Below are 23511 nucleotides of genomic sequence, written 5' to 3'. Positions count from 1 at the left end.
GTCAAATATCCTTGAGCAGGCGCAGCGCGTCATAGATCGCCGCGTGGGTGTTGCGCGCCGAGACGGCATCGCCGATGCGGAACAGCTGGAATTTGCCATCGGGGTTGCGCGTGACCTCCTGCTTGCGCCCGTCGATCAGCGCGTCATGGTCCAGCGCGCCGCCATTGGACGACTGATCGCGCAACTCGAAATAGAGATCGTCCAGCGGCAGCGTGCCGTAGTTGACGACGACCTGATCGTACTGCGCCTCCTCCGTCAGATCACTGTAATCGGTGCCGATCGTCGCGGTCAGCTTGTTGCCATCCTGCGCGACCCCCAGCAGACGCCGCGTGACGGTGAAGGTCACACCCTTGCCCTGAAGGCTGCGCATGTAGGGGACAAGGTTCATCGCCATGATGTCGGGCGCGAAAGTGCGGTCGGGGGTCATCACCTCGACCGTTGCGCCCGCGTCGACGGCCATTTCGGCGGCCTGCAAGGCGGGGTGGTCGCCGGATTCGTCATAGATCAGGATGTTCTCAGCCGGTTTCACGTCGCCCGAGATGATATCCCACGCGGTGACGACATGCGGCTCCTCCCGGCCCGTCTCAAACAGTTCGGTATTGGGCAGGCCGCCGGTGGCGATGATGACGACATCGGGGTTCAGCGCGGTCACGTCGCCTGCCTCGGCGAAGGTGTTGAAATGGAAGGTCACATCGCGCGCCGCGCATTGCGCCATGCGCCAGTCGATGATGCCGATCATCTCGCGGCGCCGGGCGCTGCGGGCAGTCAGGCGGATTTGCCCGCCGGGGTCGGCTGCGGCCTCGAACACGGTCACGCCATGGCCGCGCTCGGCGGCGACGCGGGCGGCCTCAAGCCCGGCAGGACCGGCGCCGACGATCACCACCTTTTTGCGGGTTTCGGCGGGTGCGATAGTATGTGGCATCGTCAGTTCGCGCCCCGTCGCGGCGTTGTGGATGCACAACGCATCGCCCGCCTGATAGATCCGATCTAGACAGAAGGTCGCGCCGACACAGGGGCGGATATCGTCTTCGCGCCCCTCAATGATCTTGCGCACGATATGCGGGTCGGCCATGTGCGCGCGGGTCATGCCGACCATGTCCAGCAGGCCGTCGGCGATGGCATGCCGCGCCGTCGCCACATCGGGGATGCGCGCGGCATGGAAGGTCGGCATGCCGGTCGCCTTGCGCACTTCGCCCGCGAAATCGAGATGCGGCGCGCTGGCCATGCCCTGCACCGGGATCACGTCGGTCATGGCCGGATCGGTATGGATGCGGCCCCGGATCACATTGAGAAAGTCCACCAGCCCAGACGCGGCCAGACGTTTCGATATCTCGATCCCCTCTGCCGCGTCGATGCCGCCAGTCTGCACCTCGTCAGCGGTATAGCGGATACCGACGATGAAATCCTCGCCCACCCGTTTGCGGATCGCGCCCAGCACGTCCATCGGGAAGCGCAGGCGGTTTTCCAGCGTATCGGCGCCATACGGCCCGGTCAGATCGTTGGTCAGCGGCGACCAGAGCTGATCCAGAAGATGACCATAAGCCTGTATTTCGATCCCATCCATGCCGCCCGCCTTCATCCGCTCGGCGGCGTCCGCGAAATCAGTGATGATGCGCTCGATATCCCAATCCTCAAGCAGCTTGGGAAAGGCGCGGTGCGCCGGCTCGCGGTGCATGGTGGACGACACCGAGGGCAGCCAGTCGCCCTTGTTCCAATTCGTGCGTCGGCCCAGATGCGTCAGCTGAATCATCACAGCGCAGCCATGTTCGTGGCAGCCATCGGACAGTTTCTGTATCCACGGCACCACCTCGTCCTTGTAGGCTAGCACGTTGTTGAAAACCGGCGGGCTGTCGCGGCTGACGGCGGCCGATCCGGCGGTCATGGCCAGCGCCACGCCGGCCTTGGCGCGTTCGGCGTGATAGGCGGTGTAGCGTTCCTTGGGCATGCCGCCCTCGGGATAGGCCGGTTCGTGACTGGTGGTCATGATGCGGTTCTTCAGCGTCAGATGCTTCAGCTGGTAGGGCTGCAAAAGCGGATCTTTGGTCATGTCTGTCCCCCGGTATCAGGCGCCGCTGGCGGCGCGTGCGTCCCTGCGTGATGCCCGGCGACTCGGCCGGATTGGACACAAGTGTCTACTTGGTTGACACACCTGTCAAGTTTGCTGATAGTCCCGTCATGACCAAAACCCCCGCCCCCTCCCCCGGCAGCACGCAAGAAACGTGGCTGCACGCCGCCTATGACGCGTTGACCGAAGGCGGCGTCGAGGCCGTCAAGATCATGCCATTGGCCAAGCGACTGGGCGTCACGCGCAGTGGATTCTACTGGCACTTCAAGGACCGCGAGGCCCTATTGGAGGCGATGGTCCGCTATTGGGAGGATAAGAACACCGGCAATCTGATCGCCCGCTGCGACGCCTATTCCGAAACGATCTGCGAGGCGGTGCTGAATCTGTTCGATTGCTGGCTGGACGATACGCTGTTCGACGGGCGGCTGGATCTGGCGATCCGCAATTGGGCGCGCGTCGATTCAGGCCTCGCGGCGCGGCTGGCCCATGCCGATACGCGGCGCAAGGCGGCGGTGCAGGCGATGTTCCTGCGATTCGGCTATGCCGCGAGCGAGGCCGAAATCAGGACGCTGACGCTGATCTACACCCAGATCGGGTATCTTTCGATGCAGGTCACCGAGGACCGCGCCCTGCGTTTTTCGCGTATGCACGGCTATGTCGAGGTGTTTACCGGCCAAACGCCGACAGTCTCCGAGCTGGACCGATTCATCGCCCGGCACGATACGGCACCTTTGCCCGCAGACATCACGCCTTAGGGCGCCCCGGTTTGACGTGGCCCGAGACCGTCCAGATAGCTGCGGTCGAATTCCGGGCCGTAGACCGGGGATTTCATGCGACTGTCACGAAAGCTTTTGAGCGGTTAGCCCAAGCGCAAAGCCCCCTCACGACGCTGGCGGCGGACCAGATCAAAATCCACCTCGATGGGGATCATCTCTTCCTGAACGTTGCCGCGATGCAGGATCTGCCCCGCCGGATAGATCACCTTCGAATACCCGTTGCCGCCCGCCAGCAGGCCATGACCGGGTGTCGGCGAAGCTAGGCCGCGCGCCGCCTCGGGGCACCAAATGTCATAGCAGATCGGCACGTCGAATACGGATAGATGTGGAAAAGCACCTACAGACGCTTGAGCATTTTCGTGATGTTGCCCGGCATCGTGATATGCATCTGAATGTCGGCAATCGACAATCGGGACAGGCTGCCTCCTGCGTGTATCGGGCGCCACCGGCCCGGTCTTTTGCCCGGCTATCCGGCGAAGGGCGCGGGCGGCCACCCGAATTCACCCGCTGACGGGTGAGACTGCACATTGCGCGTCAAGCTCTGCCCCGGCCCGGCCGAAAGGCTGCGCGACCCGGTGGAGGTAAACTCGACCAGACGTTCGCGCGGGTCGACCGATCCCAAATGCCACGCCTCATGACTGCCATCCATCCAGCTTAGCGCGATCGACCCCGTATGCGGTCGATAGGCGGCCGTGTAGACGGTGCCGAAACCGCGCGAATATCTGGTGCTGGCCAGCGGTGCGGTCAGGAATTCGCCCGTCAGCCTGCCCGGCGTCATAGCCGGATCCTTGAGCAGCGCCTCAAGATGGTCCGAGCGTCCCTGGGTGTTGGAAAACCGCCCATGGCGCGGCCATTCGACGCCGATCTGGTGGTTCGTGGCATAGGGCGTGCGCGTGACGATAGGCGGGCGGTCTGGTGCCAGATAGACGGTCGCCCAGTCGCCAGCCGCATCGACGACGGTCACGTTATAGGACATATGCGACGGCACGGCGCGCAGCGCCTCGACCGCTTGGCTCACATCCACGCACATCTCCAGTACGTAGCGCACGATCAGCGGTATTCCAAAGCCCGCAGCGCAGGCCGTGCGTCCGCCAAAGGTCAACGACGCTGCAAGGCCCGCATCGTTCACACCATCGGCAAGGCCGACGATTCCATCAACCATTCCGGCCACGCGGCGCCCGCGCCAAGCTGTTGAGAGCAGCGTGGCCTCGTTCAACTTCGGGTCCAGATCATAGTTGCGGATCAGGAACGGGCCGTCGCCGTCGACCAGAACCGCCTGCGAACAATTCACCAGATAGCGCGGCGGCGACCAGAAACTGAGGAACAGCGCCGCATCATCGTCGGCGTTGCAAACGTTGACCCACGTGTCCCAAAGCGTCTCGAATTCCGGCATGTGGCGCCGCAGCGCAAGGCGCGCATCGCGCAGATCGGTCGGGCGGGCGGTGCGCCGCTTGCGCAGCCAGCGCGACCAGCCGGGCCAACCGCGCGAGAAAACCTGTGCCAACGCGTCAGAAGGCTGATCTTCTGCAAGGCTGTTGAAATTAAGTCGCATGATATATCCGTCTATATCTGGGGTCAGATATGTGCATCCTGCACAAAGTTCTTCTTACCCGCATTCCGGCGGTGAACACCATAAGGCAAGGTGTAACGATACTGACATTGCCCATCACGTTGTCATGATCCCTGCCATGCTGCCGCCCCCTCTGGCACGATCCGCCAGCTCGACATTCCCGGCACGGTCGCAACCTACCCGATAACACAATATCCCTGCATTGTCCGCCTACAGCGCACGTTTCAGTGGGGGGGGATCAGGATCACAATCCGTTTACGTGGACGGTGTTTTTCCTTGTCGGCGGCGTCTGGATGTCCGTCGAAAGCGCGCGAGGCATGCGTCGCGAATGGTGCAGCCTGGACAAGCTGGAGGTCTGACTGCGCGGTCAGGGATTCGCTTTCTTCCGGCTCAGGAGCGATATCGACACAACCGATGTGCCGAACGGGGAACCAGACTGATTCCCCGTTCCTTCAATACTCAGAACCATTTACCGGAGGTCATATCCGGCGGTAACACGACCTCGGTCTTGGGAGTCAGCGGCACGCTTTTGGAACTGGCCCTTGATCGCGCTGTTCCACTGTTTGGCCCGCTCCAGAAGCTCGCGATCATCCGATTGCATCCGGCCACGCGCCAGAACGCAGCCCATATCGGCGCCGTGATAACAATATTCGCCGACGCCATAGACCCGCAGATAAAACGCCTCGTGCTCGTCCCCGAGCGCGTTGATGTTGTGACCTGCGCGCACGAATGAGATTTCTCCGTTGTCTTCCATGCTCCAGATCCCCGACCTAGGAGCCTGCGTGATCAACTCGACCTTGTCCTCGGTCTGCTTGAGGATCAGCTGAGTCCAGTAATCGTAATGATTCCAGCGGCTTTGCACCTCTTCGACGTCGATCTCATAGTCGACATCCATGAATTCCAGCAGGTGGAACAGGAACATCGGGCAGCCGCCATAGGTCGACGTGATCAGATTGGTTGGCGGCGAGGCGCCCGAAACGCGCGGGTTGATTTCGCCCAGATAGACCTCGTTCGTGTCGGTATCCAGCAGGAAATCGGTGCAGAATACGCCCTTGTAGCCCTCGATATACAGCTGATCGCCCAGCTTGCGGGCCATCTCGCGGACCTTGTCGGGCACGCCATCGGGCAGGATCGCGGGGGACACGTCATTGCCACACCAGCCGCCCTTGTAGGGGGTGATTTCCTCGAACCCCGTGATGTCGGTCATCACCGGGCCGACCAGCGTACCGTGCCGCGTGGCGCAGCCCTCGATCGTGCCGGGCAGATGGTTCAGGCGCTTCATGACCTTCAGCTCTTCGCCGACGATCTTGCTGGAGAATTTGTCCCAATCCTTCTTGGTCTTGATGAAGAAGGTCGTGCGCCCACTATCGCCATAGGGCGTCTGAACGACCAGATCCTTGCCCAGTTTGGCGCTGGTCGCCAGCTTGGTCAGTTGCGCATAGGTATCCGCCCGGCCCATCACATTGGGCGCGCTTGCAACATCCGCCTCGTTGCCGATGCGCGTCGTCTCGATCTTGCTGTCCAACCGGTGGCGCAATTCATTCGAGGGCAGCGCGATCTTCAGGCCGATTTCGCGGCACAGATCCTCGGTCTTTTCATCGAACATAACAAATACGGCCAGCCCGGGATCGCGCTGCTTCACGCGATCGCGGAATTCGGGGTGGTCGACCAGATAATTACCGACATCCTCCATTGACTGAAAAACCGGCGCACCCAGCTGCGTCGGTTTGAAGACGCGCGGATGTTCGCCGTCGAAGACATCAAAATAATTGACGAATTCCAGCCCGCCGACCCATTGGTCAAGGCCCATCAGATTGAATGGCGTCGGCATGATGACGTAGATCGGCGTCTTGTTGCGCCTCAGATAGCGATATATTTCCGTCAGACCGCTTAATTTCTCCCGCGTCGGCGCGGGTTGCTGCTGCTCGGTTTTCTGTTTCTTTTTCGGCGCTTTTTTCGGCTCTTTTATCTTCTTGTCAGTCTTGGCCATTTTTGGCTTTCCCCCGTTGGTAGATGTCCGGTCGCGCGGCGATGCACTGTCCGGATCTTGAAGCGCGAAACCTGTAGTGCCAAGCTTCGATCGAACACGCAGTCTGGCTGCCGCAACAGAATCTTGGGCCCAGCGCCACATCACTTTAAGACTAGCTGTTTTCAAATGTCCCGTCACTTTGCAATTATTGCGCAAAATCGCGTTTTTGCGATACCATTGACGCGCTTGTAATGCGTTTCTAACAGTATCGTTGCTGACAGTATAGACTATGATGTCAGCGCCCGATCCAAGTCCGCATTGCCCCGCTAACGGCCATTTCATCGGCGGCAAATGCCGACACGACGCGCCAGCGGTTCGCCCGCGTTTGCAAAGCGCATATAAAAAGGGCCCCGCATTGCTGCGAGGCCCCTTTCATCAATAAGACATGCGCTTATTCGTCGTGGTTTTCCGGCGTCTTTACCAACGTCTCGCCGTCATCCTCGACCACCGGAGCGGCAAGGGCAGCGGCCGCGGCGGCCTCTTCCCGGCGCGCTTCGATCACGACGTTGTCACGCGTGGCTGCAATCTTGCGCATGTCCTGGGTCGCGCCACCTGTGCCCGCCGGGATAAGGCGGCCCACGATGACGTTTTCCTTCAGACCGACCAGCTTGTCCCGCTTGCCCTGAACCGAGGCTTCGGTCAGCACGCGCGTCGTCTCTTGGAAGGACGCCGCCGAGATGAAGCTGCGGGTTTGCAGCGACGCCTTGGTGATGCCCAACAGGATCGGCTCGCCCTGTGCGGGGCGCACGTTCTTGGCCAGTGCCTTTTCGTTCACGGCGTCGAACTCGGCCTTGTCCACATGCTCGCCCTTCAGCAGCGTCGTCTGGCCACTGTCCTGGATTTCCCATTTCTGGAGCATCTGGCGCACGATCACTTCGATGTGCTTGTCGTTGATCCGCACGCCCTGCAGGCGGTAAACGTCCTGCACTTCGTCGATCATGTAGTCCGCCAGCGCCTCGACACCCATAATGGCAAGGATGTCATGCGGCGCAGGGTTGCCGTCCATGATGTAGTCACCCTTCTGGACAAAATCACCTTCCGCAACCGGGATGTGCTTGCCCTTGGGCACCATGTATTCGACCTTGTGATCGGGGTCCTCGGCGGACTCGATCGAGATACGGCGCTTGTTCTTGTAGTCCTTGCCGTAGCGCACATAGCCGTCGATTTCCGCGATGATGGCGTGATCCTTGGGGCGGCGCGCCTCAAAGAGTTCGGCCACACGCGGCAGACCGCCGGTGATGTCCTTGGTCTTGGCACCTTCGCGCGGGATGCGCGCAACCACGTCGCCCATCTTGACCGCGTCACCCTCATCGATGCTGAGGATCGCATCCACAGACATCGCATAGGTGACGGGGTTGCCGGCGTCATTGCGCATAGGCTCACCATCTTCGCCGACGATAAAGATCTCGGGCTTCAACTCGTTGCCCTTGGGGGCCGCGCGCCAGTCCATCACGATCTTCTGCGTCATGCCGGTGGCATCGTCCGTCTCATCGCGCAGGGCAACGCCCGTCACGAGGTCGACGAATTTGGCCGTACCCGACTTCTCGGCGATGATCGGCAGGGTATAGGGGTCCCATTCGAACAGCTTGTCGCCGCGCGCGACTGTGTCGCCCGCCTTGACGTGCAGCTTGGTGCCGTAGCCCACCTTGTGGCTGGCCAGCTCGACATCGCCTTCGCCCATGATGAGCAGCTTCATGTTACGGCCCATCACCAGCGTATCGCCCGAGGCATTCTCAAGCGTTTGTTCGCCCTCGAAGGCGATCTTGCCCGACTGGCTTGCCTCGAGGAAGGACTGCTGGCCACCTTGCGCAACGCCGCCGATGTGGAATGTCCGCATCGTCAGCTGCGTGCCCGGCTCGCCGATGGACTGCGCGGCGATGATGCCGACAGCCTCGCCCTGATTCACCATCGTGCCGCGCGCGAGGTCACGCCCGTAGCACATGGCGCAAACGCCATCCTCGGCCTCACAAGTCAGCGGGCTACGGATGCGCGCGGTCTGCACCGCTGCCTCCTCGACCGCGTCGGCGGTCAGCTCGTCGATCAGCTGGCCTTCCTTGACCAGCACTTCGTCGGTGCCGGGGCGCAGGATATCCTCGGCCGCGACGCGGCCCAGCAAACGCTCGCTGATGGACGATACGACCTCGCCGTCATTGACCGCAGCCTCGGTCGTGATCGCGCGGTCCGTGCCGCAATCATGCTCGCGCACGATGCAATCCTGAGCGACGTCCACCAGACGGCGGGTCAGATAGCCCGAGTTCGCCGTTTTCAGGGCGGTGTCGGACAAACCCTTACGGGCGCCGTGGGTCGAGTTGAAGTATTCAAGAACGGTCAGACCTTCCTTGAAGTTCGAGATGATCGGCGTTTCGATGATGTCGCCGTTCGGCTTGGCCATCAGGCCGCGCATACCGCCCAGCTGCTTCATCTGCGTGACCGAGCCACGCGCACCGGAGTGGGCCATCATGTAGACCGAATTCGGCTCGGCCTCGGCACCATTCTCATCCGTTTTACCCGACGAGATGTTGCTCATCATCGATTCAGTGACCTGATCGTTACATTTCGACCACGCATCGACCACCTTGTTATACTTCTCGCCCTGAGTGATCAGGCCGTCCATATATTGCTGCTCAAAGCCTTTGACCTGATCGCGCGTCTCGCCGACGATCTCCCACTTGTTGTCCGGAACGACCATGTCGTCCTTGCCAAAGGAAATCCCGGCCTTGAACGCCTCGCGGAAGCCCATGGTCATGATCTGGTCGCAGAAGATGACCGATTCCTTCTGACCGCAATAGCGGTAGACGGTGTCGATGACCTGCTGCACTTCTTTCTTGCGCAGCAGACGGTTGACCAGGCTGAAAGGTGCCTTTGCGTTCTTGGGCAGGAGTGCGCCAAGACGGACACGACCGGGCGTCGTTTCGACCCGTTCGAACACCTGATTGCCCTCGGCATCGATCTGCGGGATGCGCGCGGTGATGCGCGCGTGCAGATGCACCTCGCCGCTGTCCAGCGCGTGCTGCACCTCGTCGATCGACGAAAACATCATGCCCTCGCCCTTCATGCCCGCGCGCTCCAGCGTGGTATAGTAAAGGCCCAGGATCATATCCTGCGACGGAACGATGATCGGCGCGCCGTTGGCAGGCGACAGAACGTTGTTCGTCGACATCATCAGAACCCGCGCCTCCAGCTGCGCCTCAAGGCTCAGCGGCACGTGAACGGCCATCTGGTCGCCGTCAAAGTCGGCGTTGAACGCCGAGCAGACCAGCGGATGCAGCTGGATCGCCTTGCCTTCGATCAGGATCGGCTCGAACGCCTGAATGCCCAGGCGGTGCAGCGTCGGCGCGCGGTTCAGCATCACCGGATGCTCGCGGATCACCTCGTCGAGGATGTCCCAAACCTCGGGACGCTCCTTTTCGACCAGCTTTTTCGCCTGCTTGACGGTCGAGCTCAGCCCCTTCGCCTCAAGCCGCGAGTAGATGAACGGTTTGAACAGCTCCAGCGCCATCTTCTTCGGCAACCCGCACTGGTGCAGCTTCAGTTCCGGTCCCGTCACGATGACAGAGCGGCCCGAGAAGTCGACCCGTTTGCCCAGAAGGTTCTGGCGGAAGCGGCCCTGCTTGCCCTTGAGCATGTCCGACAGCGACTTCAGCGGACGCTTGTTGGCACCAGTGATGACGCGGCCACGGCGGCCGTTATCGAACAGCGCATCGACGGATTCCTGCAACATCCGCTTCTCATTGCGCACGATGATATCGGGCGCGCGCAGTTCGATCAGGCGCTTGAGACGGTTGTTGCGGTTGATGACCCGGCGATAGAGATCGTTCAGATCGGACGTAGCAAAACGGCCCCCATCCAGCGGCACCAGCGGGCGCAGTTCTGGCGGGATGACCGGAATAACGGTCATCACCATCCACTCGGGACGGTTGCCGGATTCCAGGAACGACTCGACGACCTTCAGGCGCTTGATGATCTTCTTGGGCTTCAGCTCGCCGGTGGCCTCGGCCAGATCGGCGCGCAGGTTTTCGGCTTCGGAGTCCAGATCGATCTGGGCCAGCATGTCGCGGATCGCCTCGGCGCCGATATTGGCGGTGAAGGCGTCGATGCCATAGGCATCCTGCGCGTCCATGAATTCCTCTTCGGTCAGCATCTGACCGTAGGTGAGGTCGGTCAGACCCGGTTCGATCACGACGTAGTTCTCGAAATAGAGAACCCGCTCAAGGTCGCGCAGCGTCATGTCCAGCATCAGACCGATGCGCGACGGCAGCGATTTCAGGAACCAGATATGCGCGCAGGGCGCGGCCAGCTCGATATGGCCCATCCGCTCGCGGCGGACCTTTTGCAGCGTGACTTCGACGCCGCATTTCTCGCAGACGACGCCGCGATATTTCATGCGCTTGTATTTGCCGCACAGGCATTCGTAATCCTTGATCGGGCCAAAGATACGCGCGCAGAACAGACCGTCCCGCTCGGGTTTGAACGTGCGGTAGTTGATCGTCTCGGGCTTCTTGATCTCGCCGTAGGACCACGACAGGATACGCTCGGGCGATGCCAGCGAGACCCTGATTTCGTCGAAGGTCTGCGTCGGCGTCACGGGATTGAACGGGTTGTTTGTCAGTTCCTGGTTCATTTAGTTACCTCGAATTTTGGGTAGTCCGGAAATGGAAGGTGCCCGGTTTTCCGCGAAAACCGGGCCAAGAAAATTACTGCGAATTTTCTATTCCTCCCCTTCCGAATCCAGGAGTTCCATGTTGAGGCCCAGACCCCGGACCTCCTTGACCAGCACGTTGAACGATTCCGGCACGCCGGCCTCAAAGCTGTCTTCGCCCTTGACGATGCTCTCGTAGACCTTGGTACGGCCTGCAACATCGTCCGACTTGACCGTCAGCATCTCCTGCAAGGTGTAGGCGGCGCCGTAAGCTTCCAGCGCCCAAACCTCCATCTCACCAAAACGCTGTCCGCCGAACTGCGCCTTACCACCCAGCGGCTGCTGCGTGACGAGGCTGTACGGCCCGGTCGAGCGTGCGTGGATCTTGTCGTCGACAAGGTGGTGCAGCTTGAGCAGGTACTTCATCCCCACGGTCACGGGGCGGGCAAACTGCTCGCCCGTGCGGCCGTCGAACAGGATCGACTGACCGGACGTGTCGAACCCTGCCCGGCTGAGCGCGTCGTTCACATCCGCCTCTTTCGCCCCGTCAAAGACAGGCGTCGCGATGGGCACACCGCCCGTCACGTTGCCTGCGGCCTCGACCAGCTGCGCCTCGTCCATGTCCTTGATGCCCTCGTCATAGACATCGTCGCCATAGGCCAGGTGCATCGCCTCGCGCACCGGGGTCAGATCGCCGTTGCGGCGATAGCCCTGAAGCGCATCGTCGATCTTGATGCCAAAGCCGCGCGCGGCCCAACCCATGTGGGTTTCCAGAATCTGACCGACGTTCATCCGGCTGGGAACACCCAGCGGGTTGAGGCAGAAATCGACCGGCGTGCCATCCGCAAGGAACGGCATGTCCTCCATCGGGACCACCTTGGAGATAACACCCTTGTTGCCGTGACGGCCGGCCATCTTGTCACCCGGTTGCAGCTTGCGCTTCACCGCGATGAACACCTTGACCATCTTCATGACGCCGGGCGGCAGGTCGTCGCCGCGGCGCACCTTCTCGACCTTGTCCTCGAACCGCGCATCAAGGGCGCGCTTCTGCGCCTCGTATTGTGCGTGCAGCGCCTCCATGATCTGCGCGTCGGCCTCTTCCTTCAGTGCCAGCTGCCACCACTGACCCTTGGTCAGCGTGCTCAGCAGATCCTCGGTGATCTCCGAGTTCGACTTGACGCCCTTGGGGCCTTTGACAGCCGTTTTGCCCAAGATCATCGTGCCCAGACGGGAATAGATGTTGCGATCCAAGATCGCCAGTTCGTCGTCACGGTCACGGGCAAGGCGCTCGATCTCGTCACGTTCGATCTGCAGCGCGCGCTCGTCCTTTTCCACGCCGTGGCGGTTAAAGACGCGCACTTCGACGACCGTGCCGAAATCACCCGGCTTGACGCGCAGGGACGTGTCACGCACATCGCTGGCCTTTTCGCCAAAGATCGCGCGCAGCAGTTTTTCCTCGGGCGTCATCGGGCTTTCGCCCTTGGGGGTGATCTTGCCCACAAGGATATCGCCCGGCTCCACGTCGGCGCCGATATAGACGATGCCGGCCTCGTCGAGGTTGCGCAGCGCCTCTTCGCCCACGTTGGGAATATCGCGGGTGATTTCCTCGGGCCCGAGTTTCGTGTCACGCGCGGCGACTTCGAATTCCTCGATATGGATCGAGGTAAAGACGTCATCGCGCGAAATCCGCTCGGAGATCAGGATCGAGTCTTCGTAGTTGTAGCCATTCCACGGCATGAACGCGACGATGACGTTCCGGCCAACGGCCAGTTCGCCCATGTCGGTCGCGGGGCCATCGGCGATGACCTCATGCTTGCCGACAGTGTCGCCCACCTTGACCAGCGGACGCTGGTTGATGCAGCTGTTCTGGTTCGACCGCTGGAACTTGCGCAGACGGTAGATGTCGACGCCGGGATCGCCCGGTTCCATATCCTCGGTTGCGCGCACAACAATACGCTGGGCATCGACCTGGTCGATGACACCCGCACGTTTCGCCATGATCGCGGCCCCGGAATCGCGGGCAACAACGCCCTCGATGCCGGTGCCGACCAGAGGGGCCTCGGCCTTGATCAGCGGCAGGGCCTGACGCATCATGTTCGACCCCATGAGGGCGCGGTTGGCGTCGTCATTCTCAAGGAACGGAATCAGCGATGCCGCGACCGAAACCAACTGCTTGGGCGACACGTCGATCAGATCGACCTGCTCATTCGGGGCCAGCATATAGTCGCCCGACTGGCGGGTGCTGACCAGATCGTTCACGAAACGGCCATCCTCGTCCAGATTGGCGTTAGCCTGAGCGATGGTGTGGCGCGCTTCCTCGGTCGCGGACATGTATTGCACATCATCCGTGACCTGACTGTCCACCACCTTGCGATAGGGCGTTTCGATAAAGCCGTACTTGTTCACCCGCGCAAAAGTGGCGAGCGAGTTGATCAGACCGATGTTCGGCCCTTCGGGCGTCTCGATCGGGCACATCCGGCCATAGTGGGTGGGGTGCACGTCGCGCACCTCGAAACCGGCACGCTCGCGTGTCAGACCGCCCGGCCCAAGCGCCGACAGGCGGCGCTTGTGCGTCACTTCGGACAGCGGGTTGGTTTGGTCCATGAACTGCGAGAGCTGGCTGGAGCCGAAGAATTCGCGCACGGCAGCTGCGGCAGGTTTCGCGTTGATCAGATCCTGCGGCATGACGGTGTCGATCTCGACCGACGACATACGCTCTTTGATCGCGCGCTCCATACGCAGAAGGCCGACGCGGTACTGGTTCTCCATCAGTTCCCCGACCGAGCGGACGCGACGGTTGCCGAGGTGGTCGATATCGTCGATATCGCCCTTGCCGTCGCGCAGATCGACCAACGCCTTGATGCAGGCGACGATGTCTTCGCGGCGCAGCGTGCGCACGGTGTCTTCGGCATCCAGATCCAGACGCATGTTCATCTTGACCCGGCCAACGGCGGACAGATCGTAGCGCTCGCTATCGAAGAACAGCGTGTTGAACAGGGCCGATGCGGCCTCTTCGGTGGGCGGCTCGCCCGGGCGCATGACGCGGTAGATGTCCATCAGCGCGGTTTCGCGGCTCATGTTCTTGTCTGCGGCCATCGTGTTGCGGATGTAGGGACCGACATTGATGTTGTCGATGTCCAGAACCGGGATGTCGGTGATGCCCGCATCCAGCAGATCCTGAAGCGTGCCGCCGGTGATGTCGCCCGCCTTGTCGTATTCCAGCGTCAACTCGCCGCCGGCCTCGATGTAGATCGCGCCGGTCTCTTCGTTGATGATGTCCTTGGCCGCGAACTTGCCGACGATGTGCTCGAACGGAACCAGCAGGTCGGTGACGTTACCTTCATCGATCAGTTTCTTGACCGCGCGGGGCGTGACCTTCTTGCCGGCCTCGGCCAGGATCTCGCCGGTTTTTGCGTCGACCAGATCATAGGTCGGACGGGTGCCGCGCACACGCTCGGGGAAGAACTTGGTGACCCAGCCCTTGCCCTTTTCCAGCTTGAACTGGATGGTGTCGTAATAGGCATCCATGATGCCTTCCTGGTCCAGCCCCATGGAATAGAGCAGGGTGGTCACAGGCAGTTTGCGGCGGCGGTCGATCCGCGCGAACACGATATCCTTGGCGTCGAATTCAAAATCTAACCACGAGCCGCGATAGGGAATGATGCGGCAGGCGAACAACAGCTTGCCCGAGCTGTGCGTCTTGCCCTTGTCGTGGTCAAAGAACACGCCGGGCGAACGGTGCATCTGCGAGACGATGACCCGCTCGGTGCCGTTAACCACAAAGGTGCCGTTGGGCGTCATCAGGGGCATGTCGCCCATGAACACGTCCTGTTCCTTGATGTCCTTGACCGATTTGGCGCCGGTATCTTCGTCGATATCGAACACGATCAGACGCAGCGTCACCTTCAGCGGGGCGCTGTAGGTCATGTCGCGCTGCATGCACTCCTCGACGTCGTATTTCGGCTTTTCCAGGTCGTAGTTCACGAACTCGATGACGCTCGTCTCGTTGAAATCCGAGATCGGGAACACCGATTGGAACACGCCCTTGATCCCCTCGCCATCCGTCGGAACGGATAGCTCGCCGGAGCGCAGGAACAGATCATAGGAGGATTTCTGAACCTCGATGAGGTTCGGCATCTCGAGAACTTCGCGGATTTTACCGAAGTATTTACGCAAACGCTTCTGGCCAAGGTAGGATTGAGCCATGTGTCTGGTCACCTTTCATTTCTCAACGGTCGCGCGTGCTGTCGGGCCCCAGCCGCACGGCCATCAGAGAGAGCGGGGGTGCGATCCATTCATGGCCATCGTCCCAAAGACGGCCTCCCGATCACACGAACCTCGCCTGAGATAAGCCCCCTGCCCTGCACGACAACGGCAAGTGCCGGTAACGTGACCGGCGCCGCATCTGGCGCATGGGGGCCTGTCCAAGACAGGTTCGGCTGGACCCGGAAGCTCCGGATCCAGCCACATCTGGCGGGGTCAGAACCCGGACATCCGCCCGGGCCAAATCCCCTGCAATTACTTGAGCTCGACTTCGGCGCCAGCTGCTTCCAGCTTGGCTTTGACGTCTTCTGCTTCGTCCTTGGAGACCTGCTCCTTGACGGCTTTGCCGCCCGCTTCGACCAGATCCTTGGCTTCTTTCAGGCCCAGACCGGTGATTGCGCGGACTTCCTTGATCACGTTGATCTTGGAGGCGCCTGCCGACTTCAGGATGACGTCGAATTCGGTCTGCTCTTCTGCAGCCTCGGCCGCGCCGCCTGCGGGACCGGCCATCATCACTGCGCCGCCTGCTGCGGGCTCGATGCCGTACTCGTCCTTCAGGATGGTTTTCAGTTCTTGTGCTTCGAGCAGCGTCAGACCAACGATCTCTTCTGCCAGTTTTTTCAGATCAGCCATTTTCTCATGCTTTCCGTTTTAGATGTGTTCCAACGACAGGGCGAATGCCCTTGCCGGAATTTCCAGTTGCGTCAGGCCGCTTCGGCCTTCTCTTCGATAGTCGAAAGGATGCTTGCGATGTTCGAAGCAGGCGCGCCAATTGCGCCGGCAATGTTCGAGGCAGGTGCGCCGATGCAGCTTGCGATCTGAGCGATAAGCTCGTCGCGCGAGGGCATCTTCGACACGGCTTCGACGCCGGCACGGTCCAGAGCGTTCTCACCCATTGCCCCGCCAAGGATCTGGAACTTGGGGTTCCCCTTGGCGAAATCCTCGGACACCTTGGCAGCTGCCACGGGGTCTTCGGAATAGGTCAGAACGGTCATGCCCGTCAGGTAGCCTGCGATGGATTCGCAGGGTTTTCCGTTCAGGGCGATCTTGGCGAGCTTGTTCTTGGCAACGCGCACGGATGCCTCGGCCGCACGTGCGCGCGCCCTCAGATCCTGCATTTCCGCAACTGTCAGTCCGGCGTAATGGGCAACCACTACGACGCCAGAGCTTTCGAAGATCTGGCCGAGTTCCTCGACCACTTTCTCTTTCTGGGCTCTATCCACAGTTTCACTCCAATATTCGGGGGAAATTCCCCCGGCTCAGTTCAGCCGGACGGTAAGGTCCGGCATTTGGTCCTGTAAACGGGGCATCGTCGACGCATCCAGACGCACGGTCTGGCTGATCTAGTCACTCCCGCCTCAGGCAGGATATTAAGGGCAAAGGCCCACCCACCATCTTGGACGAAACGTACAAAAGACATGGAACGCGAATCCCATGCCACCTGCACAGTGCAGCCCATAGAGGTTTCCCGAAGCATTGCCAACCCCTGAGGTGACGTCCGCGCCAATTCACCACCCGAAAGCAGAAAGAGCGGACCACAAGGCCCGCTCTTTCGTCACTTGCCAGCTATTGCGATCATTCAACCGCAGCGTCGGCCACGTCGATAGTCACGCCCGGACCCATGGTCGAGGTCAGCGAGATACGCTTCATGTACGACCCTTTGGCACCGGCAGGCTTGGCCTTCTGAACGGCGCTGATGAAGGCGCGGACATTCTCGACCAGCTTCTCTTGATCGAAGGATGCCTTGCCGACACCGGCATGAACCACGCCGGCCTTCTCGGCCTTGAACTGGACCTGGCCGCCCTTGGCGTCCTTGACAGCCTGGGCCACATCCATCGTCACCGTCCCGATCTTCGGGTTCGGCATCAGGTTGCGGGGGCCCAGGACCTTGCCCAGACGGCCCACGACAGGCATCATATCAGGCGTGGCGATGCAGCGGTCAAAGTCGATCTTGCCGCCTTGGACGATCTCCATCAGGTCTTCGGCGCCAACGATGTCGGCACCGGCCGCCTCGGCCTCTTCGGCCTTGGCACCGCGAGCAAAGACAGCGACGCGAACGGTCTTGCCTGTGCCGTTGGGCAGACCGACAACGCCACGAACCATCTGGTCAGCGTGGCGCGGATCGACGCCAAGGTTCACGGCGATTTCGATGGTTTCATCGAATTTCGACTTGGCGTTGCCCTTGACCAAGGCGACGGCGTCTTCGACCGTAAGGTTGGATTTGCCAGCAAAGGCTTCGCGGGCTGCGCGTGCGCGTTTTCCAAGTTTTGCCATCTTACTTCACCTCGATGCCCATGGAGCGTGCGCTGCCGACGATGATCTTCATCGCGGACTCGACGTCGTTTGCGTTCAGGTCTTTCCACTTGGCTTCGGCGATCTCGCGGACCTGCTTAACCGACACGCTGCCGACTGTATCGCGGCCCGGCGTCTTGCCGCCCGATTTCAACTTGGCCGCCTTCTTGAGATAGTAAGCCGCCGGGGGCGTCTTGATGTCGATCTCAAAAGACTTGTCCTGGTAATAGGTGATCACGGTCGGGCACGGTGCGCCCGGCTCCAGATCCTGCGTCTTGGCGTTGAACGCCTTGCAGAATTCCATGATGTTCAGACCGCGCTGGCCCAGTGCGGGGCCGACGGGCGGGCTGGGGTTGGCTTGCCCGGCTTTCACCTGCAGCTTCATCTTCCCGGCGAGTTTCTTGGCCATGAGGCCTCTCCTTCCATTTCAACAGGCCTTGGGGCGCGCCCCTCGGCCAACTCAGTTGCGTGGTCCGGTTCGGGCGCCGCGGCTCCCTTGCCTTCCACATGATGCCCGGACGAATCCGGGCACATCGCGCAGCCCCTATTGCTTGGAGACCTGCGTGAATTCCAGTTCGACCGGGGTTTCCCGGCCAAAGATCGACACCGACACCTTGAGGCGCTGGTTATCTTCGTCGACATTCTCGACCGATCCGTCGAAGCCTTCGAACGGGCCATCGTTGACCTTGACCTTTTCACCGATCTCGAAGTGGATCAGGGTGCGCGGGCTGTCCTCGCCCTCCTGCACCCGGCCCAGGATTGCCTGAACTTCGGAATCGCGCATCGGCATCGGGCGGCCCTGCGGGCCGAGGAAACCTGTGACGCGGTTGATCGAGTTGATCATGTGATAGCCCTTGTCGGACATCTCCATGCGCACCAGAACGTAGCCGGGCATGAACCGCCGCTCGGCCGTCACCTTCTTGCCGCGGCGCACTTCGATCACTTCTTCGGTCGGAACCAGCACCTCGTCGATATCTTCTTCGAGGCCATTCTCGACGACCGAGGTTCTGATCTGCTCGGCGATCTTCTTCTCGAAATTCGACAGAACGCTCACCGAGTACCACCGCTTTGCCATGCTGAGCCATTCCCCGTTTCAACCGGCATCACTGGCCGGAATTTCCTGTCCTGCCCGGCCTGCCGCACCACCGTGGCACAGCGCCCTGCCGGACGTCCGCTAAACAAAATCGGCGCGGGGCTCGAATCGCCGCGCGCCATATTGCAGAATTGTGCAGCAACTACCCGTCATCGCCCGTGGGTTCAAGGGGCAGCAATCACAAACGCCGCCCGAAGTGACGGAGATCAGCCGAAAATGTTCAAAACAGCCTGAAGACCACTGCGGATGCCCAGATCGACCAGCGCAAAGAAAACAGCCGTCAGCGCGGCCATGATGAACACCATCACGGTGGTCAGCAGCACTTCGCGGCGGGTCGGCCAGACGACCTTGGACACCTCCGAGCGGACCTGCTGAACGAACTGAAGCGGATTGGTGCGTGCCATGCGCTGCCTTCTTTTCTGAAAGGGTGACCCTGCGCGGCGCAGAGCCGTTGACGGCGCACATATCCGCAGGGCGCGGTAAATTCAAGTGGTCAAGCGCCCCAGACAGACCGCTAGCGGGCGCGCATCAGGCCTGCCCGGCCTCGGTCCCAATCCCGTCGGACGGATCGGGCGGTCGCCATTCACGTCATGCAACAGCACCTCGGGCCTGAAATCGGGCATGTAAAGACCGCTCGACCGCAAGGCCAACCAACCCGCGAGACAAGGGAAACACACCTCCAGCTTCTTGAGCTTGCGCCCGATCAGCCTGCGCGACGCCCGGCGGCAAATCAGCGCGAGGTAGAGATGATAGCGACCGGCCTCGGCTTTGAATCCGCCTGCCTCGGTCGGACCCGCGCTGCCGTCGGACGTGAACCTCAATGCCATTGCCCTCCGGATCAGCCAGATAGATGGCATCGCTGACGATGTGGTCGGACGCACCTTGAAGCGTCACGTCTGCTGCCGTCACATGTGCCAGCCAGCGGGGCAGGTCCCGCGCGATGGCATCAGGAACGCGGTGTGAAACAACCCTGCTTGGCGACGATCACGCGCAGCGAGTGCAGAATCCCCCACCAGTTCAAGAAGCACTGCCCCGCCGGTACCAAGTGTGACGCGGCGATCATCGGCCGCAATCACGGAAAGTCCGAGAACCGACTGGTAGAAGGCGGACACCACTTTGAGGTCGCGCACCTGCAATCTCACGCTTGCGATCCGTAGTGGTGCGGTGGTCATGTCCAAATGGTCGCTTGTCTTGGTCATGGTACTCCTCCTTGGAACGGGATGCGGCGGGGATAAGGCGGGTCAGGCGTCGGAGTGCTTCAGCGCATAGCCGAGCCACCACATCAGATGGCAGCGATGCCCAGCATAACCGACCTCTGGGCCTTTGGAATTTTGCGAGATGGATGAATGACTGCTTTGGAGCGCCGCAACGCAACACCGCCAGTGTGAGGCGCCCGTCCAAGACCAGGTCCCACCTCCCCGTACGCGACTCCTGACCGTGAAGAAAATCTGCTGTCTTTCAGATGGCTTGGAACTTGTTGTCAATCTTCGGGCAGCGACATCACCTATCGACCAAGAGGACGACGGCTGGGAGAAACTGCAGAACGCAAAGACACGCTCCGGAACCTCGGTGGGCGCGCTTATCGCAGCCATCCGATCAGGCGATCTCCGGGTCGGCGCGAGAGACGGCCAGACCGGCTACCAGAACATCTGCGTCCTCAAGCAGGAGGTCAATCGGCTGGCAAAGCCCACGGGCGCGCCAGGACCAGAGGATTGTCTCCCGGCGTTTAGTTTCGAGCGGTTCATAGGGCCCGAGCCAAGAAGCGTTTCCTTGCGCTCGTGCGTAAGGGACCCAAGCCGGCCACGCGGAGGCGCCATCCGACGACCGGAATCTGGCAATACGTCATGATTGAGGCCGACGTCGCCGCATTCCATCACCGATTCATGACGAATGAGTTTATCGGCCACCGGCACATACCTGACCGCCCTACGATCCGCCGTCATTGCACGATATCAGGATGATTTGGCAGGGGCAGAAGGGTTCGAACCCTCGACCTACGGTTTTGGAGACCGTCGCTCTACCAGCTGAGCTATACCCCTACGGTGTGCGACCGATTACGCGACCTTTTATCGGGAATCAAGTCATCAATCGCACGGAAAAGGGCGAAGTCAGCCTTTTACCTTCGCAGGCTGGTGGGCGGATTGCGCTGCGGGCTGGGCTGCTGGGGCAGTTGCTGGCTTATAGGTCTTGCGGGCATTTGCCTTGTCGGCGTCGGTGCCGCCGAACCAGTCTTGCTGATATTTCTCACGCATCAGCCAATTCTGAATCAGCTTGGAGGCATTACGCGTCAGATTTGTCATCTGCTCTTCTTTGGATTGGGTCAGCCCGGATCCCAGCCACGTTTCGCCCGAAAATGATTCGATGACCGTCACCTGTTCGGGTTTTTCGTTCAGCTTCTTGCCGGCCGCATCGTCCCAGACGGTGACATTCAGGATCAGCGCCGATTTCGGCGACGCGACGATCGGCACCCCCGGCACCGCCAGCACATACCCCTCGATCGAGACGCCCAGATGGTACAGCTTGTCGCCATCATAGCGCCTGAACCGTTCGTCCACCGCTTTGGTCATCGCGGTGATCCACTCCTTATCGGTCGCATGGCGCGAGGCCGGGCCCTTGGTGATATTGGGCGTGACGACCACGTTATGGGCCAGCTTGAAGTCACCCAGCGGCGCAGGCGCCTTGTCCAGATCGTTTGGGTTGGTGCAGGCCGCGACCGTGGCCAGCAAGGCGATTAGGGCGAAAACACGATACATGAGAAGCGATCCTCGGCAGACTGGGATTGGATGGCAGGCCCTGCCGCGATAGCGCACCCGCGCGCCATTCGCAACGACATGCCGAAGCGGCAAAATTTGCCGGTCCGGGCCTGTGCGCCTATATGCTGTATTATGACGACAGATAGATCCCACAGCCCACATGCCCCTGCCCTGCCCGTGCGCGTGCCACTGGTCACGCAGCCGATGGGCATTCTGGCCAGCCTGAATGCCGCGCGGCGCAACGTGCTGAGCATCATTCCCGATCTGGCCACGCGCCAGCCGATGGTGTCGGGGCGCACCGGCAAAAGATGGCACATGGTGATGGACCCCGGCGCCCTGCGCCGCGTGCTGCTGGAGAATGAGGCCAATTACCCCAAATCGCTGGTCACGAAGAACCTGCTGCGCCCCGCCATCGGCGACAGCATGTTCATCGCCGAGGGCGCGCACTGGCGCTGGCAGCGGCGCGCAGCGGCGCCGGTGTTCTCGCATCGCAACGTAATGAACCTCGCGCCGATCATGACGGCCGCCGCCGAGCGTAGCGTCGCGCGCATCGCCACCGCTGGGCCGCGCGCCGTGGACATGGCCGAGGATATGGTGCGCACCACCTTTGACGTAATCGGCGAGGTCACGTTTTCCGGTGATGGCAGTTTTGATTCGGACGCCGTGCATGGCGCCATTGACGGCTATATCGCCGAGGCGGGCAAAATCTCGCTGTTCGATATTCTGGGCCTGCCTGACTGGGTGCCGCGCCCCGGACGGATGATTTCGGGCGCCGCGATGAAGCAGATGAAGTCCATCGCCGACGACGCGGTCGAGGCACGTCGCAAGCGCGGCCCCAAGGGCGTGCCTGACCTGCTGGACCTGCTGCTGGAGGGCGAAGACCCCGAGACGAAACGCCGGATGAACACCGCCGAACTACGCGACAACCTGCTGACCTTCATCGTCGCCGGACATGAGACAACAGCGCTGACGCTGGCCTGGTCACTCTATTTATGCGCCTTTGATCCCCGCGTTCAGGACAAGGCGCGCGCAGAAATCCGTGCCGTTTGCGGGGATCGCGCTGCCACCGGCGACGATGTGGCAAACCTGCCCTATATCCGCCAGATCGCGGACGAAGCACTGCGCCTCTACCCGCCTGCTGCGATGGTGTCGCGCAGTGCGCTGGCCGACGACACGCTATGCGGGCGTCAAATCCGGCGCGGCGATACGGTGATCATTCCGATCTATGCGCTACATCGCCACCATCAGCTGTGGGACGATCCCGACGCATTCCGCCCCGAGCGGTTTGAGAACCGCAAGGACGTGCAGCGGTATGCCTACCTGCCGTTCGGTGACGGGCCGCGCATTTGCATCGGCGCCAGTTTTGCCTTGCAGGAGGTGGTGATCATCCTCGCCACGCTGCTGGGGCGGTTCCGCTTTGCGCAGGTCGAGGGGCGCGATCCCGATCCGGTGATGATCCTGACCCTGCGCCCTCAGGGCGGTGTCTGGCTGACCGCCCAGCCGTTGTAAGACACGTCCAGTCGCCGGGCGAAAAGGCGCGCATCAGCGCGGGATTGCGCCCTCGGCCCCATTGAATGCCGACCCCTCACCCTATCTACTAGGGTGCAACCAACAGCGGAGATAACGCTTATGACCATCCGAATCATCACCCGTACGGCTCTGGCAGCCACCCTTGCCCTTGGCGCCTTCGCGACCGGCGCCGTGGCCGAGTCCACCGTTGAAGAACTGCGCGCTGCGTTGGTCGGCAACACCTTTTCCGGCGACATGGGCGGTGGCGGCTATGCCAGCTATTTCGCCGAGGATGGCACCTACGAGGATGCATCGGGCGGCGGCACGTATGAGATCACCGAAGAGGGCGTCTGCTATCCCGGCACTGATTTCGGCTGCTATCAGGCGCAGGTCGACGGCGACCAGCTGGAGTGGTTCCAGAACGGCGAAAGCGCCGGAACAGGCATGATCAAGCAGGGCAACACGCTGGAGTGACCGCCCGCAGCAGACGGCAAGAAGGGCGGCCCGATCGGGCCAGCCCCT

The 23511-nt window shown here is 61.4% G+C and carries 17 protein-coding genes, 1 tRNA gene and 1 pseudogene; 3 read left to right on the top strand and 16 right to left on the bottom strand.

All coding sequences use genetic code 11. The annotated features are described in order from the left end of the window. Position 1: 1 nt before the first annotated feature. Positions 2-2047, bottom strand: a complete 2046-nt coding sequence (locus tag FGD77_RS12345; protein ID WP_255010029.1) for an NADH:flavin oxidoreductase — start codon at positions 2045-2047, stop codon at positions 2-4. A gap of 128 nt (positions 2048-2175) precedes the next feature. Here FGD77_RS12345 and FGD77_RS12340 point away from each other — a divergent pair, with 128 nt between their 5' ends. Continuing rightward, on the top strand, positions 2176-2820 hold the full coding sequence (locus FGD77_RS12340; protein ID WP_255010027.1) for a TetR/AcrR family transcriptional regulator: 645 nt from the start codon (positions 2176-2178) through the stop codon (positions 2818-2820). A gap of 104 nt (positions 2821-2924) precedes the next feature. On the opposite strand, the gene FGD77_RS12335 is transcribed toward FGD77_RS12340, so the two are convergent. The 15 genes and pseudogenes from FGD77_RS12335 to FGD77_RS12265 all read right to left on the bottom strand — a co-directional run bounded on the left by FGD77_RS12335 (position 2925) and on the right by FGD77_RS12265 (position 21480). After that, positions 2925-3149 carry a hypothetical protein gene (locus FGD77_RS12335; protein WP_255010025.1) on the bottom strand — a complete coding sequence of 75 codons (225 nt, stop codon included), beginning with the start codon at positions 3147-3149 and terminating at the stop codon, positions 2925-2927. 158 nt (positions 3150-3307) lie between these two features. Further along, positions 3308-4393 (bottom strand): C45 family autoproteolytic acyltransferase/hydolase, encoded by a 1086-nt coding sequence (locus FGD77_RS12330; protein WP_255010023.1) that lies wholly within the window; start codon positions 4391-4393, stop codon positions 3308-3310. A 487-nt stretch (positions 4394-4880) separates the two neighbouring features. After that, positions 4881-6401 carry a biotin carboxylase gene (locus FGD77_RS12325; RefSeq protein ID WP_255010020.1) on the bottom strand — a complete coding sequence of 507 codons (1521 nt, stop codon included), beginning with the start codon at positions 6399-6401 and terminating at the stop codon, positions 4881-4883. A gap of 430 nt (positions 6402-6831) precedes the next feature. Beyond that, entirely contained in the window at positions 6832-11061 is a 4230-nt protein-coding gene (gene rpoC, locus FGD77_RS12320; RefSeq protein WP_255010017.1) for a DNA-directed RNA polymerase subunit beta', read from the bottom strand. Positions 11062-11148: 87 nt separating this feature from the next. Next, complete coding sequence (rpoB, locus tag FGD77_RS12315) at positions 11149-15285, bottom strand: DNA-directed RNA polymerase subunit beta (RefSeq protein WP_255010015.1); 4137 nt, start codon at positions 15283-15285, stop codon at positions 11149-11151. A gap of 312 nt (positions 15286-15597) precedes the next feature. Next, complete coding sequence (rplL, locus tag FGD77_RS12310; RefSeq protein WP_255010012.1) at positions 15598-15975, bottom strand: 50S ribosomal protein L7/L12; 378 nt, start codon at positions 15973-15975, stop codon at positions 15598-15600. A 71-nt stretch (positions 15976-16046) separates the two neighbouring features. Further along, on the bottom strand, positions 16047-16565 hold the full coding sequence (gene rplJ / locus FGD77_RS12305; RefSeq protein ID WP_255010010.1) for a 50S ribosomal protein L10: 519 nt from the start codon (positions 16563-16565) through the stop codon (positions 16047-16049). A 352-nt stretch (positions 16566-16917) separates the two neighbouring features. Continuing rightward, positions 16918-17616 carry a 50S ribosomal protein L1 gene (gene rplA, locus FGD77_RS12300; protein ID WP_255010007.1) on the bottom strand — a complete coding sequence of 233 codons (699 nt, stop codon included), beginning with the start codon at positions 17614-17616 and terminating at the stop codon, positions 16918-16920. A 1-nt stretch (position 17617) separates the two neighbouring features. Further along, positions 17618-18043 carry a 50S ribosomal protein L11 gene (gene rplK, locus FGD77_RS12295; RefSeq protein WP_255010004.1) on the bottom strand — a complete coding sequence of 142 codons (426 nt, stop codon included), beginning with the start codon at positions 18041-18043 and terminating at the stop codon, positions 17618-17620. 135 nt (positions 18044-18178) lie between these two features. After that, on the bottom strand, positions 18179-18709 hold the full coding sequence (gene nusG / locus FGD77_RS12290; protein ID WP_255010001.1) for a transcription termination/antitermination protein NusG: 531 nt from the start codon (positions 18707-18709) through the stop codon (positions 18179-18181). A 224-nt stretch (positions 18710-18933) separates the two neighbouring features. After that, the gene (gene secE, locus FGD77_RS12285) at positions 18934-19131 is read right to left on the bottom strand and encodes a preprotein translocase subunit SecE (RefSeq protein WP_255009999.1); all 198 of its coding nucleotides are present in this window, start codon (positions 19129-19131) and stop codon (positions 18934-18936) included. 273 nt (positions 19132-19404) lie between these two features. Beyond that, positions 19405-19539, bottom strand: a pseudogene (locus FGD77_RS12280) (glutathione S-transferase family protein); the annotation flags it as partial. A 93-nt stretch (positions 19540-19632) separates the two neighbouring features. Further along, on the bottom strand, positions 19633-19926 hold the full coding sequence (locus FGD77_RS12275; RefSeq protein ID WP_255009996.1) for a hypothetical protein: 294 nt from the start codon (positions 19924-19926) through the stop codon (positions 19633-19635). Between the two features lie 764 nt (positions 19927-20690). After that, positions 20691-20766: transfer RNA gene (locus tag FGD77_RS12270), tRNA-Trp, on the bottom strand. 69 nt (positions 20767-20835) lie between these two features. Continuing rightward, entirely contained in the window at positions 20836-21480 is a 645-nt protein-coding gene (locus tag FGD77_RS12265) for a hypothetical protein (protein ID WP_255009994.1), read from the bottom strand. Positions 21481-21612: 132 nt separating this feature from the next. Here FGD77_RS12265 and FGD77_RS12260 point away from each other — a divergent pair, with 132 nt between their 5' ends. Next, the gene (locus tag FGD77_RS12260) at positions 21613-22989 is read left to right on the top strand and encodes a cytochrome P450 (RefSeq protein ID WP_255009992.1); all 1377 of its coding nucleotides are present in this window, start codon (positions 21613-21615) and stop codon (positions 22987-22989) included. A 120-nt stretch (positions 22990-23109) separates the two neighbouring features. Then, on the top strand, positions 23110-23463 hold the full coding sequence (locus FGD77_RS12255) for a hypothetical protein (protein ID WP_255009990.1): 354 nt from the start codon (positions 23110-23112) through the stop codon (positions 23461-23463). Positions 23464-23511: the final 48 nt, after the last annotated feature.

The sequence above is a fragment of the Roseovarius sp. M141 genome (genome assembly GCF_024355225.1).
GTDB lineage: Bacteria > Pseudomonadota > Alphaproteobacteria > Rhodobacterales > Rhodobacteraceae > Roseovarius.
Note: the sequence above shows the minus strand (reverse complement) of the source record. Positions and strands in the feature narration are given on the sequence as shown.

Excerpts from the sequence above, each read along its gene's own strand:
- FGD77_RS12260 (WP_255009992.1), top strand. The coding sequence starts at position 21,613 with ATGACGACAGATAGATCCCACAGCCCACATGCCCCTGCCCTGCCCGTG.
- FGD77_RS12325 (WP_255010020.1), bottom strand. The coding sequence starts at position 6,401 with ATGGCCAAGACTGACAAGAAGATAAAAGAGCCGAAAAAAGCGCCGAAA.
- nusG (WP_255010001.1), bottom strand. The coding sequence starts at position 18,709 with ATGGCAAAGCGGTGGTACTCGGTGAGCGTTCTGTCGAATTTCGAGAAG.
- FGD77_RS12340 (WP_255010027.1), top strand. The coding sequence starts at position 2,176 with ATGACCAAAACCCCCGCCCCCTCCCCCGGCAGCACGCAAGAAACGTGG.
- FGD77_RS12265 (WP_255009994.1), bottom strand. The coding sequence starts at position 21,480 with ATGTATCGTGTTTTCGCCCTAATCGCCTTGCTGGCCACGGTCGCGGCC.
- FGD77_RS12330 (WP_255010023.1), bottom strand. The coding sequence starts at position 4,393 with ATGCGACTTAATTTCAACAGCCTTGCAGAAGATCAGCCTTCTGACGCG.
- rpoB (WP_255010015.1), bottom strand. The coding sequence starts at position 15,285 with ATGGCTCAATCCTACCTTGGCCAGAAGCGTTTGCGTAAATACTTCGGT.
- rplK (WP_255010004.1), bottom strand. The coding sequence starts at position 18,043 with ATGGCCAAGAAACTCGCCGGGAAGATGAAGCTGCAGGTGAAAGCCGGG.
- FGD77_RS12275 (WP_255009996.1), bottom strand. The coding sequence starts at position 19,926 with ATGACCAAGACAAGCGACCATTTGGACATGACCACCGCACCACTACGG.
- rplL (WP_255010012.1), bottom strand. The coding sequence starts at position 15,975 with ATGGCTGATCTGAAAAAACTGGCAGAAGAGATCGTTGGTCTGACGCTG.
- rpoC (WP_255010017.1), bottom strand. The coding sequence starts at position 11,061 with ATGAACCAGGAACTGACAAACAACCCGTTCAATCCCGTGACGCCGACG.
- secE (WP_255009999.1), bottom strand. The coding sequence starts at position 19,131 with ATGGCACGCACCAATCCGCTTCAGTTCGTTCAGCAGGTCCGCTCGGAG.
- rplA (WP_255010007.1), bottom strand. The coding sequence starts at position 17,616 with ATGGCAAAACTTGGAAAACGCGCACGCGCAGCCCGCGAAGCCTTTGCT.
- FGD77_RS12255 (WP_255009990.1), top strand. The coding sequence starts at position 23,110 with ATGACCATCCGAATCATCACCCGTACGGCTCTGGCAGCCACCCTTGCC.
- FGD77_RS12345 (WP_255010029.1), bottom strand. The coding sequence starts at position 2,047 with ATGACCAAAGATCCGCTTTTGCAGCCCTACCAGCTGAAGCATCTGACG.